Genomic DNA, 13,437 nt, shown 5'->3' with positions numbered 1-13,437 from the left:
TCAATTGCAATGCCGTCAGCAGGCGGATTAAAAGGCGCAGCCATGAAGGTTTCCATGCAGTGCGCAATGGCATCCATGCCAGTGGCAGCCGTTAGGGCAGGGGGCAAACCGAGGGTGAGCTCGGGGTCGAGCAGCGCTGCCTTGGGCATCAAATGCCACGAGTGAAAACCCAGCTTGCGCCCATCGTCCACGATGAGAATAGCCCCACGGGCCACCTCGCTGCCCGTGCCAGCGGTGGTGGGCACGGCAATGATGGGCGACACGGCAGGCGTGATTTTGGGCGAGCCGCCTTCAATGGTGGCGTAGGTTTTGAGCGCACCCTCATGAGTTGCCAAAATGGCCACGCCTTTGGCGCAGTCGATGGATGAGCCGCCCCCCAAGGCGATCAGCCCGTCGCATTGCTGAGCGTGATACACATCCACAGCGGCTCGAATGGCAGCTTCTGTGGGGTTGGATGGGGTTTGGTCAAACACTGCCACCTGCTGAATGCCATGATGGCCCTGCAACGCATCAAGTGCTTTTTGCAAAATACCAACAGCTTTGACACCTGGGTCGGTCACGATCAGCGGGCGTTTGATGTTGGCTTTGTCGCACTCCGTGCCAAGCATGGCGAGCACGCCAAAGTCAATCTGGATGTGAGTGAGGTAGATAATTTGAGCCATGGCACACTATAAAACATGAGCCACTCCCGCAACCCGCAAAGCCTGCTAACCCCTGCCATGCGTGATGTGCTGCATGCCATTGCCAAAACAGGCCGCCCGCCCTTGGCGCTGTTGACGCCCGAGCAGGCCAAGCAAGCCTTTGCCTTGGGCGCTGGGGTTCTAGAAGTGAACGCGCAAAAAATGGTGCGTGACGACACGCTGCACATTCCCGCCCGAGATGGAGCCACCTTGCGCGCCAAGCTGTGGGCCGAACACGCCAAGCCCAACTTGCCTGTGTTACTGTACTTTCATGGCGGCGGCTTTACGGTGGGCAGCCCCGAAACCCACGAAGCGCTGTGCAAACATTTGGCCCATTTGGCGCATTGTGCGGTCGTGTCTTTGGACTATCGGCTTGCTCCCGCGCACACCTTTCCCACGGCACACCACGATGCCTTCGATGCGCTGCAATGGTTGAAAGCCAACGCTGCCAGCCTGGGGCTAGACGCCACGCGCGTTGCCATTGGCGGTGACAGCGCAGGAGGCACGCTGACAGCGGCCACGGCGATTGCCGCGCGTGATGCAGGTATTGAACTCAAGCTGCAGCTAATGTTCTATCCCGGCTGCTCGCCCGTCCACATGGCATCGGCCGACACGTTTGAAAAAGGCTTCTTGCTTGAAAAAGACAGCATTGAGTACTTTTACAACCACTACATGCCCAACGCCGCAGACCGTCACGACCCGCGTTTTTCACCCTTGTTGGCAGACGTGTCGGATGTTGCCCCTGCCTGGCTGGGCTTGGCAGAGTGCGACCCGCTGGTAGACGACGGTGTGGCCTATGCCGACCACCTGCGCTTGAGCGGTGTGGCTGTGGACTTAGAGATATACAAAGGCGTGGTGCACAGTTTTATCCAAATGGGACGCGTCATTCCCCAAGCGCTGACGGCGCAGATGGATGCGGCACGCGCTTTGCGGCATGCGTTTGGTTTGTAACGCGATGCCCATGACCTTCATCGAAATAGGCCATTGGACCTTGATGCAACCTGCTGCGCAAAAGGTGCGCACCGCCGTGTTTGTAGAAGAACAAGGCATTGCCCCCGAAGACGAGTGGGACGCCGATGACGCCACCGCCTTACATGCTGTGCTGTTTGATACACACGGACAGCCACTGGGAAATGCCCGCTTGTTGCAGCCCTCAACGAATGTAGCTAAAGTGGGGCGCATGGCCGTGTTGAAAGAGGCGCGAGGACGCGGCTACGGTGCGCGTTTGCTGCAAGCCTTGCTGCTACAAGCCCGCCATCGTGGTCACCGAGAAGTGCACCTCAGTGCGCAACGAACGGCCGAGCAGTTTTATGTTGCACATGGGTTTGTGGCAGTGGGTGAACCGTTTGATGAGGTGGGTATAGCGCATGTGAAAATGCGGCTGATGCTGAAGTCGCTAAATATCGTTACGTAGCGCGTAGGGTAACGGCAACAGGTTCAGGACTGGACCAGCTGCTGTACCTAAATGCAAACTGCTGTTTTCTGTGGCGTTAATTTGCAACTCCACCACCGCCACATGGCAATCACCCACATTGGCCGCCTGCGCCACGAGGCCGCAAGGCTGTGTGGCATCTAAGCTCGAAAACACCTCTTGACCCGCTGTCATCGCGACTGTGCCTTCAACAATGAACGCGCGACGCTTCAAGGTGCCACGGAACTGACTGCGGGCCACGATCTCTTGCCCGGGGTAGCAGCCTTTTTTGAAGTCCACACCTTCCACCGATTCGTAGTTGAGCATTTGGGGCACAAAGGCCTCGAAGGTGGCCAACTCGACCCACGCAATGCCGCTCATCACTTCGCCCACTTGCCATAAATCGGCGCTGAGTGTTAGGCCTTGGGGGTGAGCTACATCTTTTGACGCAACCCATAAGGCGCGAGGTTGGCCCAAAGCGGGGTAGAGGTTCAGCACAGCCGCATCGCCCGCTGCGTGAACAACATCGCCCGCCAAGCCCAACAGATGAAACTCATCGGTGGCATCACTCAATTTAGCTTTGGCGCGCATCACAAACATGGACAAGCGCTTGATGGTTATTGCCATCAGGTCTTTGCGACAAATCAGCAGCACTTCTTCGGCTGAACGTTTGAACACCACAAAGCTCGCTTGCATGCGGCCCTTGGCATTGCAAAAGGCGGCTAAGCGGCACTGACCGTTTTTCATCAACAGCACGTCGTTGGTGAGTTGGTTGTGCAAGAAGCTGGCGGCGTCTGCGCCCGCAGCGCGAATGATGCCAAGGTGGGGCAGGGGGGCAATACCCTGCAAGTGGATCGCTGAAAGGTGTGGATTCATGAGGCTATTATCCTGACCCATTACCCCCAATTAAATTAGGGGCATTTCGGTAAAGCATTTTTACCCCTAAACTCATGGCATCGTTGGGGAGTAGCTCAATCGTTACGTGTTCAGAATTTGGCTTTGGCCACACGTATCGATCAACCAGTCGTCAATACGAAGCTAACGCTTCCGGCTGGTTGGGCATATAACTGATTCATTACAAGCTAAGCAAGACCTTCGATCCGTGGCTCTTTGTCAATCAAAGAGCATTGATCGATTTATTGAGGTTTTGCTATGGAACTCTTTTCAGTCCCCTGGTGGTCGGCTTTGCTCGCCATCATTCTTATCGACTTAGTTTTGGCTGGCGATAACGCCATTGTCATCGCCCTAGCGGCCAGAAAACTCCCACCCAATTTACAAAGAAAAGCCATCCTTTGGGGCACTGTCGGCGCGATTGGCGTGCGATCTTTGATGACTTTTGCCGTGGTTTGGCTGCTTCAAATACCAGGCCTGATGCTGGTGGGTGGCTTGGGTTTGCTTTGGATCGCTTTCAATTTGATTAACAGTGATGGCGATGAAGAACACGACGACGTGGGTGCAGTGACATTTTGGGGCGCCATGAAAACCATTGTGGTGGCAGACGCACTCATGGGTATAGACAACGTTCTTGGCGTTGCAGGTGCCGCCAGTGGTTCTTTTGAGTTGGTTGCGCTGGGTTTGATGATCAGCATTCCCATTGTGATGTTTGGCAGTCAATTGGTGCTCAAGTTGGTGGCACGTTGGCCCATCATCATTCCCTTGGGCGGCGCAGTGCTGGCGTTTACCTCAGCGCAGATGGTGGTGAACGAATCCTTGTTCAAAGAGTTTTTCAGCACCAAGTTGTGGCATCAACAAGCCATTTGGTGGGGGGTGCACGTTGTTTTTGTGGTTGCCATACTTTCCTACAGCTGGTTACGTAAAAAACGCCAACAGGCGCAAAGCGCCTCAGAAAATTTAGAAATGGTTTAACGCTAGTCCACAACTTAAGGAGATCATCATGGAAACCTACGTCATCTTCGTCAACGACACAGCGCATGCAATGAACCAAGTTATCCCCTTGTTGGAGGACAGCCAGCCCGCCCAATGGGTGCTGGTGGGATGTCCGCCGCGTTTCCACCGTCACTCGAGCAAGTGGCTGACACAACGTGCGCTGAAAAAGTACAAAACCGAATGGACCGATTTAAACCTCAAGGACATCGTGCAACTCCTCAAAGAACGCGGCAACAGCGTGGTGACGCGTGTTGCTCAAGCCCCTTTGATTGAGGTGACCAAGGCCTTGAAGTCGGAGTTTGCGAATTCGCGAGTTGTAGATGCCCGTAAAACCCACGCATTTGAAAACTTATCTCCGGTGGTGGAGCAGCAAAAAATGGAAGTCAACTCTTGGATTGTTCCTGTGGGAGCCATTGCCTTTGGAACCGCTGCAACCTTGGTGGTTGACTGATTGAGCCTTCCCAGAGCCCCAAGCAACTGGGGTTCTGTGGCCCGATCGATATAATTTTAGGGCGATCCAAGCCCTTGGAGCGCAACTGACTAAGGATGCAGTGTTGTGCTCAAGCGATTCATTTGGTTATTCATTGCGTTGGTATTTTTCTTTTTAGTTGCCTCTGCTTTTTGGGTGTATCGACCATTACCCATGAACCGCCAGACGGTAGACCTGTCCATAGATCCGCAAACCTCGGTGCGAAGCATTGCCAAAGCTTCTGTGCAAGCGGGCATCGAGGTTGACCCCCAGCTTTTGTTTTTATTTTTCAAGCTCAGTGGCCAATCCCGTGCGCTGCGTGCGGGGAGCTATGAAATCACAAAAGGCGAATCTGCATTGGACTTGCTGCGCAAACTCAGCCGTGGCGAAGAAAGCCTCAAAGCCATTAGTCTGATTGATGGCTGGACGTTCCGCCAATTCCGCGCAGCGTTGGCGAAAACCGAAGGCCTCAAGCATGACACCCAAGACTTGAGTGATGAAGCACTCATGGCCCAGTTGGGCATGCCGGGCGTAGCTCCCGAAGGCCGCTTTTTCCCCGACTCATACACTTTCGGCAAAGGCGCTTCTGAGCTGCATGTGATGCAGCGCGCAGCCAATGCCATGACCAAACAACTGGCCGCGGCTTGGGGGCAGCGCCAACCTGACATTCAAATCAAAACCATCGATGAAGCTCTTATTTTGGCCAGCATCATCGAGAAAGAAACCGGCCGCGAAAGCGACCGCACCACCATCAGCAAGGTATTTCACAACCGCTTGGCCATCGACATGCCGTTGCAAACCGACCCCACGGTGATTTACGGCATGTTTGACAGCTTCGACGGCAACCTTCGCCGCGCTGACCTGCGCACTGACCACCCGTGGAACACATACACCCGTAAAGGCCTGCCCCCCACACCCATTGCCATGCCTGGGCGTAACGCGCTCAAGGCAGCCGTGCAGCCAGCATCTAGCAATGCGCTGTACTTTGTGGCCAAGGGCGATGGCACAAGCTACTTCAGCGCGACGCTGGATGAACACAATGCAGCGGTCAACCGCTATCAGCGCCAACAGGCAAAATAGCAGGCTATGAAAATTACAGGTCTGTTCATCAGTTTTGAGGGCATTGACGGCGCGGGGAAATCCACGCACATCGAAGGCTTGGCCGCTGCTTTCAAAGCTCAGGGCCGCCAAGTCACGCTGACCCGCGAGCCCGGCGGCACGCCTTTGGCCGAGAAGCTGCGTGAGATGGTGCTGCACGACGCGATGGACGCGCTGACCGAAGCTTTGCTGATCTTTGCCGCCCGCCGCGACCACCTGCACAACGTGATTGAGCCCGCCTTGGCGCGTGGGGATGTAGTGTTGTGCGACCGCTTCACCGATGCCACCTTTGCCTATCAAGGCAGCGGCCGTGGGTTTGATTTGGGCGTGCTGCAACAACTAGAAAACTGGGTTCAGGCGATTCCATCTGACGCAGCCAGCCCTTCTGCCAATGGCTTACGACAACCCGATGTGACCGTCTGGTTTGAGCTTGACCCAGCCATTGCGTCTGTTCGCCTAGCCGGTGCCCGCGTGCCCGACCGTTTTGAGGCGCAGCCGGTGGCGTTCTTTCAAAAAGTGTCTGACGGTTATGCTGCGCGCGCACAAGCCGATGCACAACGCTTTGTGCGCCTAGATGCCGCCCAAACCCGTGAAGCCGTGTGGCAGCAACTACACCACCATTTTGTGCAGCGTGGCTGGTTAAGCGTGAATTGAGGTCTAGCAACTTATGACCGAAACCACCACTTCACACGTACGGCCCGTGTTGAGCCCTTGGCTGCAAGGCCAGCTCACCACTTTGCTAGAGCGACGAGGTCACGCTTGGCTGCTTCAAGGCCCCTCGGGCTTGGGTCAATACACGCTTGGTCTAGAACTGGCCCGTGCTTGGCTTTGCGAAGCGCCAACCCACCAGGGCGCTTGCTACCAGTGCCGCAGTTGTCACGCTGTGGATGTGCGCACCCATGCCGACCTGCGCACACTCATGCCCGAAGCTTTGGCCTTAGAACTGAAATGGCCCTTAGACGAGAAAACCCAAAAAGAACTCGACGACAAAAAGCGCAAGCCCAGCAAAGAAATTCGCGTCGAAGCTGCTCGCGATATGGTGGCTTTCAGCCAACAAACCCGCTCGGGCGGCTCGACCAAAGTGGTGTTTGTGTACCCCGCCGAACGCATGAACCACGTAACGGCCAACACCATCCTCAAAACCCTAGAAGAACCGCCAGGCGAATGCCGCTTTGTGCTTGCCAGCGAAGCCGCGCACCAGTTGTTGCCCACTATCCGCAGCCGCTGCCAAACCCACACCATGGTTTGGCCTACCGAGGCCGAGGCTTTGAGCTGGCTGCAATCCCAAGATGTACCCGCAACGGATGCAGCCGTTTTGCTGCGCGCCGCTGGAGGCCGTCCTGAAGATGCCCTAGATCTCGCCAATTCCGGCCTCAAAGCCTCGCACTGGGCCGCTCTGCCCAAAGCCGTGTTGCGTGGCGATGTGGGCGCGGTGTCTGATGCAACGCCAACTCAGGCTATCGCCATGCTGCAAAAGCTTTGTCATGACTTGCTGGCTTTGCGCTCTGGTGCCGAGCCACGGTTCTTTATGGTGGCAGATTTGCCGTCTGCTGGTACCGTGGGCTCTCTTACACAATGGTCCAAAGACCTGATGGATGCCGCCCGCACCTCAGAGCACCCTTACAACGCAGGCTTGATGTTTGAGGCCTTGGTAGCGCGGGCCCAAACGGCTTTGCGTGTCAAAGACTAAAAGATACCTATGTTTACCGATTCCCATTGCCACCTGAACTTTCCCGAACTGGCTGAAAACATTCAGACCATCCGTGAAGACATGGCCAAAGCCCAAGTCACGCGCGCGTTGGTCATCAGCACCACGCTGGAGCGATTTCCTGAAGTTCACGGGTTGGCCACGCAGTTCGACAACTTTTGGGCCACCGTGGGCGTGCACCCCGATAACGAAGGCGTGCAAGAACCCACGCTCGACGACCTGCTGACCCGCGCCAAACTGCCCAAAGTGGTGGGCATTGGCGAAACTGGCCTCGACTACTACCGCTTAGGCGAACGTACCGTTGCCGACATGGAATGGCAACGCAACCGCTTTCGCATCCACATTCAAGCCGCGCAGCAAACCCGGCTGCCTTTGGTCATCCACACCCGCAGCTCGTCAGCTGACACCGTGGCGATTTTGAAAGAGCAGGGCGAAAACGGCTCAGCGGGCAGTGCAGGCGGCGTGTTTCACTGCTTCACTGAAACCGCTGAAGTGGCCCGTGCGGGTTTGGACCTAGGCCTATACATCTCGTTTTCAGGCATCTTGACCTTCAAGAATGCACAAGACTTGCGTGATGTCGCCCAATTTATTCCTATGGATCGTCTTTTGATTGAGACCGACAGCCCTTATTTGGCACCCATGCCGCACCGTGGTAAGACCAACAATCCATCGTATGTTCCGTTTGTGGCAAAACAAATTGCAGATATCAAAGGCATCACGGTTGAGGCTGTAGCCGAAGCCACCAGCCGCAATTTTGACCAACTTTTCAGTGCCGTTTTAAAATGACAAAGTACTTTAAGTATTTTCTTTATCTATATGTTTTTATTGGATATTCTTTATCCAATGCAGGCTCTTATGATGATTTTTTTTCAGCACTTCACTTTGACCGCCCTCAAATCGTTGAAAAGCTTTTAGCGCGTGGCTTTGACCCCAACACCCCGAATGAAAAGGGTGTGCCAGGTCTCTTGGTGGCCATTCAATCCGAGTCACCCAAGTCGGCCTTGGTTTTAGCCAAGCATCCACAGACTCGCGTCAATGCACAAAATACCTTGGGTGAGACACCGCTCATGTTGGCCGCGATCAACAATCACCTAGAGTTAGCCAAAGTGTTGATTGGGCGTGGCGCAGATGTCAATAAGTCAGGCTGGACTCCCTTGCATTACGCCGCCACCCGCGGCCACCGCGAGATGATGCGCCTTTTGCTTGAAAACGAGGCTTACATCGACAGCGAATCAGCCAATGGCACCACGCCGTTGATGATGGCGGCCTATTACGCATCGCCACTCGCTGTGAAGCTGTTACTGGAAGAGGGGGCTGATCCTGTCTTGGTCAACAGCGGCAACGCCTCTGCATTGGATATGGCCTTGTCAAAAGACCATCAACAAAGCGCGATGTACATCCGTGTTTTTACAGAGTCTTGGTTTCTTCAGAACCCGATCAAGCAGGAGAGCCCGGTCAAGTAGGTCTTATTTATCTGCTGCTTTCATTAATTTCTTTACTTTACATAATATACATCGTATGAAACTAAGAAAGCTTCAAATCAATGATCGGTATGCGCCCAAAGCAGCAACGCATCGCGTTCTTCCACCAATAAATCTATCTTTTGACCGACCGGCAAACACAACTTGGTAGCCACATGACCAAACGGTAAATCAGTTAGGACCGGCGCTTTGATTTGGGACCGCAACCAGTCGACCACGCTTTGCAATTTAAAGCCTTTGTCGTGCGGTGTGAGTTTGTAGTTACTGAACTGACCAAACACAATGGCTTTTTGTTGGGCCAAAACTCCTGCATGCAGCAATTGCGTGAGCATGCGCTCAACGCGGTAAGGATGTTCACCCACATCCTCTAAAAACAACACGCCATTTTTGATTTGCGGAAAATAGGGTGTGCCGAGTAACGAAACCAACACAGCCAAGTTGCCGCCCCACAGCACTGCATCGTGCGCCCAAACTCCAGGGCGGTGCTTGTCGTTGGCAAAGGCGCAGGCTTTGGACAATTGCCAACCTGCGCCCTCACCCTGCCCACTGACCATGTCGTCAAAACAGGCTTCCATGATGTCGTCGGGCTGTTCTGCCCCAAAGTCTTCGCCCAATGCTGGACCTGCCCATGAGACCGCGCCAGTTTTAGCCAACAAGGCGTTTTGAAAAGCCGTGAAGTCGCTCAAGCCCACAAACTGCGTGCCCTTGGCAATGGCTTTGGCCACTTGCTTGTATTTGATGCCGGGCAAGATACGCGTCAGGCCATAGCCGCCACGTGAAATCAGCGCCACATTTGCCCCGCTGTCAGCTGCTCGGTGGATAGCGGCAAGGCGGGTAGCGTCATCCCCTGCAAAACGGGTGTGCGTGCTAAGTGCGTCAGCGTCTAACTCAACCTCGTGACCGAGTATTTTCAAGCGCGCTACGCCACGTTTGAAAGCCGCTTTATCGCGCACCGCGCCGCTGGGTGAATAGATGTAAATGTGAGCCATGGTCTACATTGTCGCGGCAAATTTGTGCCATGTTTGACACCCGAAATGACGCGTAAAACTCAGCGACGTTTGTAATGCAACAAACGCCCGCGATAAGCGCTCAAGTCTTGCAAAGGCTCGTTCATCAGCAGCTCTGTCACGCCAAACCCCATGTTGTCCATGTCTTTGTGAAATGCGCTGCGGTTGCCACGGTTGGGGTCGATGATCAACACCTCGGCGCCCTCTGCTGCGTGTTCTTGTATAAAGCCAGACAGCTGCGCCGGGTGGCTGCGCTCGTAAAGCACGTCGCTGGCGATCAGCAAATCAAATGCGCCCAGCCCCTTGTTCACCCTGCCCCAGTTGCCTGTTTCGTAGTGCAGCGGTGGCAAACCATTGAGCAGCACATTGGCTTTTAAAAAAGTTTCAGTCAGCGGGTGGCAATCGCTAGCAATGATGTTGCCTTCACGTCGATGCACCACCAGGCTTGCCAACCCCAAACCACAGCCAACTTCTAAAATGCGCTTGTCTTTGAGCACCCATGTTTGCATGAGGTCAGCCAGCTTTTGCGCCGAGGGCCAAAGCAAACCAAACAAGGGCCAAGTGGCAGACGAAATACCCGCCGCCAGCGCCAAACCCAGTGGGTCAAAAAACTGCTGCTTGTCTAGCAACGAGCGAATTTGCAAATCTGCCCCGCCTCCTACACCGACCCTCTGAAACTTCACTTCGTAACCGATAGGTGGTGTGGCGTTAGGCATATTTAACTTCGTTCAGGCGGCGGCGTGGGTGCCACCAACAAGGTGCTCAAGGCACGCGGGCCCGCCAAATGGCCAACATCTGGGTAAGGCGCATCGCGCATCGCGACAGTCAGCGCGGTTGCTTCAATCCAATGAATGGGCAATTGCAAATCAGCCAGCAAAGGGGCCATGACTCGCGGTGCATGCAAGGCCAATGGCGCGGGCTGCACACGGGCCAAAAACTCACGCAGCACTTGTGTATGCAAAGCCAAGCGATGTGTTGCGATTTTTTTGGGTTTGTCAGACAACCCAAACCCAGGCAAATCAAAAGCGATCACGGGCTCTGCCGATTGCAGCTGCGACAAATATTGAACGCTCCAGCCGTCCAAGCCATGCAAATACACCTGCGGCGCAGCTTGGACTTGTATGTTGCCGGTGCGGTTGTCAAACCAATGCAAACGCAAACCTTCTAAAGCGGGTAAATCAGCCGTGAAATGAGATAACGCAAGAGGCACATCTAAGCCCGCAAATGCAGCATCAGCCGTGCGCAAAGCGTCTTCACGCAAAGGCACTTTATTCAGCTGCTGCTGCGCACGACGTTGCTCAAAAAAATCTTGCATCACTCGCGCACACTCTTCCGCCAAAACACCGCCCGTGAGACTGGTTTGGTGGTTGATTTCTTCGTGTGCAAACAGGTTGATCACCGAGCCAGCCGCGCCCGTTTTGGGCTCGCTCGCACCAAAAACCACGCGCTTGAATCGCGCATGAAGCGCAGCGCCGCTGCACATGGCGCAAGGCTCTAGCGTCACATACAAGGTGCAGTCGTCCAGGCGGTAGTTGCTCAGTGCCTTTGAAGCGGCGCGAATGGCATTGACTTCTGCATGAGCCGTGGGGTCATGGCTGGCCAGCGGTGCGTTGTGGCCAGAGGCAATGACCTGCCCTGCCCTGACCACCACAGCACCCACCGGCACTTCGCCAGCGTTGGCAGCTGCCTGTGCTTGGCGCAGTGCCAATTGCATAAAGCCAATATCTTCGGGTGAATGGACCGGCATCATGGCTTAACCATGCCGAGCTTGACCATCCATTCGGCCAAAGCTTGTTCATCCTTAGTGCCTTGCGCATAAGCAGCGTGCATGGCCATGTGCGCTTCTGGGCGGTGCTGGTTGAGCTTGATGGCACATTGCAACTCGGTGATGCGCAGCTCAAACGCCACGATGGCGCTGAGCATTTTGCTTTGGTAGTCCTCAGGCAAACCACGCCACTGCGCTGCATAAGGCGGCTCGTGGTTGCCAATGAGTTGCTTGAGCAAGCGATCTTTGGCTGCTGGCTCTTCTACCAACGAAGCTTCGACCTTGGCATGCACTGACAAACAGTTCCAAGTGGGAACTCGCGTGAGGTCGGGGTACACCTTGGGCGACATATAGGCCTGCGGGCCCATAAAGGTCACCAATGCTTGCGGCCGTGCTTGCAGATAACGCCAATGTGGGTTGGCTTTGGCGCAGTGGCCTTGCAGCACTTGCTGGCCATCGCGATGCGTCAAATGTAAGGGGATGTGCGTGACAACTGGCAACCCTTCGTCGTCCACACTGATCAGGCTTGCAAATGGATGCGCCCGCATAAGAGCGAGCGCATGGGCCTCATCTTTGGCTTTGAACTGCGGAGGAAGGTACACGCCAGAACACCACTGGGCGGGTCAGTTTAAAAACGACGCTTGGCCGCTGGGCCTGGGCCCTTGCCTTCAATGTGACGGAACGTCACACGGGCTTTGTTCATGTCGTAGGGTGACAGTTCCACCGTAACTTTGTCGCCTTCGATGATTCGAATGCGGTGCAGGCGCATTTTGCCTGCGGTGTATGCGATCAGTGAGTGACCGTTTTCTAGGGTGACGCGGTAGCGAGAGTCGGGCAAGACTTCGTGTACGACACCCTTCATTTCGATCATTTCTTCTTTTGCCATGTACTCAGTGTTCTCTTTGTAAAAATTTAAGCCCGAATCGGGCATTTGCAAACAACCCTTGATTGTAGGGGGTTTGGAGTTCGAGCCGACCGCCATGTTTAAAAATTGCAATTTCGACAGCTCGACACAACTTACATCAGTTATCGTCTGTTGGGCAACGGCTTGTTACTCTACTTCTCTAAGTTTAAAAATACGGACTGCATTTTTATATGCAACCTTCTCCATCAATTCAGGTGAAAGATAAGGGAGTAAATTATTTCTCAACTCTTTCACCATGTCGCTATAGAAGTTAAACCACCCACAGCAGGCGTCTGTACCAAGCATGAATTGGTCAGGGTACGTTTCAATGAGACTTTTCCATGCTGGCCGTAGCCCATTTTCATCGAAAGCCCTGGCAGGTCGATTTATATTAAGAATCTGATTATGAACAGCGCCAGTGGCTGACATTTCGCAAACAATATTTTTTCTCTGGCTAAATAAGTTGGCAAGATCTTTTGGCTGAGAAACTGGTAGACAATGAGACAATATCGTTGTGCTATTTGGAAAATCAGCAGATAACTTTAATATATCCGTGGTGAAATTATCATCTTGCTGTGAATGTATTTGAATAAATCCATTATATTTATTAGCAATGGCATACATTCTTCTGACTGCTGGATTGTCTGTCCGAATCGTTCGCCGAATATTGGGGGGTCCACTAGAGTGGTTGTCGGTATGAAGCTCACCAAATCCTTTGACTGTCCCATTGGCGAACATTTCTTCTGCATTTTTATATAAACGTTTGAAACTCCAATTTTCTTCGTCTGTCAGTGCAGCAGCGCCACGACTAAAGAATACCTCCATGAATTCAATTTGACCAACCGCAGGTATGTAGCGTTCTTTTAATTTGTCTGCCACATCGGATCTGTAGTCACCTACAGCACCGCCCCATCTGACGTTATTTTTGTCCATTTGTTCTAGAAATGCAGCACTGGAAGGTCCGCCACGGACATAGGTGTGCATGTGAATATCCGCAATAGGAATATTTTTTGCTAGTTCAATTGTC

The 13,437-nt window shown here is 53.9% G+C and carries 17 protein-coding genes; 9 read left to right on the top strand and 8 right to left on the bottom strand.

What is annotated here, in order from left to right; genetic code table 11:
- A partial coding sequence (locus tag ABWP81_RS11080) for an iron-containing alcohol dehydrogenase (RefSeq protein ID WP_353141778.1) occupies positions 1-662 on the bottom strand: 662 nt, incomplete at its 3' end.
- A 15-nt stretch (positions 663-677) separates the two neighbouring features.
- Between ABWP81_RS11080 and ABWP81_RS11075 the strand changes: the two genes are divergently transcribed.
- Entirely contained in the window at positions 678-1,631 is a 954-nt protein-coding gene (locus tag ABWP81_RS11075; RefSeq protein WP_353141776.1) for an alpha/beta hydrolase, read from the top strand.
- Positions 1,632-1,641: 10 nt separating this feature from the next.
- Complete coding sequence (locus tag ABWP81_RS11070) at positions 1,642-2,094, top strand: GNAT family N-acetyltransferase (protein ID WP_353135842.1); 453 nt, start codon at positions 1,642-1,644, stop codon at positions 2,092-2,094.
- On the opposite strand, the gene ygfZ is transcribed toward ABWP81_RS11070, so the two are convergent.
- Positions 2,077-2,967 (bottom strand): CAF17-like 4Fe-4S cluster assembly/insertion protein YgfZ, encoded by an 891-nt coding sequence (ygfZ, locus tag ABWP81_RS11065; RefSeq protein WP_353141774.1) that lies wholly within the window; start codon positions 2,965-2,967, stop codon positions 2,077-2,079. The genes ABWP81_RS11070 and ygfZ overlap by 18 nt on opposite strands.
- A 276-nt stretch (positions 2,968-3,243) precedes the next feature.
- Between ygfZ and ABWP81_RS11060 the strand changes: the two genes are divergently transcribed.
- The 7 genes from ABWP81_RS11060 (at position 3,244) to ABWP81_RS11030 (ending at position 8,716) form a co-directional block, all read left to right on the top strand.
- The gene (locus tag ABWP81_RS11060; protein ID WP_353141772.1) at positions 3,244-3,957 is read left to right on the top strand and encodes a TerC family protein; all 714 of its coding nucleotides are present in this window, start codon (positions 3,244-3,246) and stop codon (positions 3,955-3,957) included.
- Between the two features lie 28 nt (positions 3,958-3,985).
- Positions 3,986-4,429 carry a hypothetical protein gene (locus ABWP81_RS11055; RefSeq protein WP_353141770.1) on the top strand — a complete coding sequence of 148 codons (444 nt, stop codon included), beginning with the start codon at positions 3,986-3,988 and terminating at the stop codon, positions 4,427-4,429.
- Between the two features lie 105 nt (positions 4,430-4,534).
- Positions 4,535-5,527 carry an endolytic transglycosylase MltG gene (gene mltG, locus ABWP81_RS11050; RefSeq protein ID WP_353141768.1) on the top strand — a complete coding sequence of 331 codons (993 nt, stop codon included), beginning with the start codon at positions 4,535-4,537 and terminating at the stop codon, positions 5,525-5,527.
- A 6-nt stretch (positions 5,528-5,533) separates the two neighbouring features.
- Complete coding sequence (gene tmk / locus ABWP81_RS11045; RefSeq protein ID WP_353141766.1) at positions 5,534-6,199, top strand: dTMP kinase; 666 nt, start codon at positions 5,534-5,536, stop codon at positions 6,197-6,199.
- Positions 6,200-6,212: 13 nt separating this feature from the next.
- Positions 6,213-7,235: a DNA polymerase III delta subunit-related protein gene (locus ABWP81_RS11040; protein WP_353141765.1), complete on the top strand. Its 1,023-nt coding sequence runs from the start codon at positions 6,213-6,215 to the stop codon at positions 7,233-7,235.
- Positions 7,236-7,244: 9 nt separating this feature from the next.
- Positions 7,245-8,039 carry a TatD family hydrolase gene (locus tag ABWP81_RS11035; RefSeq protein ID WP_353141763.1) on the top strand — a complete coding sequence of 265 codons (795 nt, stop codon included), beginning with the start codon at positions 7,245-7,247 and terminating at the stop codon, positions 8,037-8,039.
- Positions 8,036-8,716: an ankyrin repeat domain-containing protein gene (locus ABWP81_RS11030; RefSeq protein ID WP_353141761.1), complete on the top strand. Its 681-nt coding sequence runs from the start codon at positions 8,036-8,038 to the stop codon at positions 8,714-8,716. Before ABWP81_RS11035 ends, ABWP81_RS11030 begins: the two co-directional genes overlap by 4 nt.
- 77 nt (positions 8,717-8,793) lie before the next feature.
- Here ABWP81_RS11030 and ABWP81_RS11025 read toward each other — a convergent pair whose 3' ends face one another.
- From ABWP81_RS11025 to ABWP81_RS11000, 6 genes are all read right to left on the bottom strand, one after another.
- Positions 8,794-9,723: an LD-carboxypeptidase gene (locus ABWP81_RS11025; protein ID WP_353141759.1), complete on the bottom strand. Its 930-nt coding sequence runs from the start codon at positions 9,721-9,723 to the stop codon at positions 8,794-8,796.
- A gap of 59 nt (positions 9,724-9,782) precedes the next feature.
- The gene (locus ABWP81_RS11020) at positions 9,783-10,457 is read right to left on the bottom strand and encodes a class I SAM-dependent methyltransferase (protein ID WP_353141757.1); all 675 of its coding nucleotides are present in this window, start codon (positions 10,455-10,457) and stop codon (positions 9,783-9,785) included.
- Positions 10,458-10,459: 2 nt separating this feature from the next.
- Positions 10,460-11,491 (bottom strand): tRNA adenosine(34) deaminase TadA, encoded by a 1,032-nt coding sequence (tadA, locus tag ABWP81_RS11015; RefSeq protein ID WP_353141755.1) that lies wholly within the window; start codon positions 11,489-11,491, stop codon positions 10,460-10,462.
- Positions 11,488-12,108 carry an FMN-binding negative transcriptional regulator gene (locus tag ABWP81_RS11010; RefSeq protein WP_353141753.1) on the bottom strand — a complete coding sequence of 207 codons (621 nt, stop codon included), beginning with the start codon at positions 12,106-12,108 and terminating at the stop codon, positions 11,488-11,490. Before ABWP81_RS11010 ends, tadA begins: the two co-directional genes overlap by 4 nt.
- Before the next feature lie 26 nt (positions 12,109-12,134).
- Positions 12,135-12,392: a translation initiation factor IF-1 gene (gene infA, locus ABWP81_RS11005; protein WP_353141751.1), complete on the bottom strand. Its 258-nt coding sequence runs from the start codon at positions 12,390-12,392 to the stop codon at positions 12,135-12,137.
- Between the two features lie 165 nt (positions 12,393-12,557).
- Positions 12,558-13,437 (bottom strand): amidohydrolase family protein (locus ABWP81_RS11000; protein WP_353141749.1); only part of this gene is annotated, 880 nt, incomplete at its 5' end.

It is taken from the genome of Limnohabitans sp. (assembly GCF_040401135.1).
Lineage (GTDB): Bacteria > Pseudomonadota > Gammaproteobacteria > Burkholderiales > Burkholderiaceae_C > Limnohabitans.
This window is presented reverse-complemented; position numbering and strand designations above follow the sequence as displayed.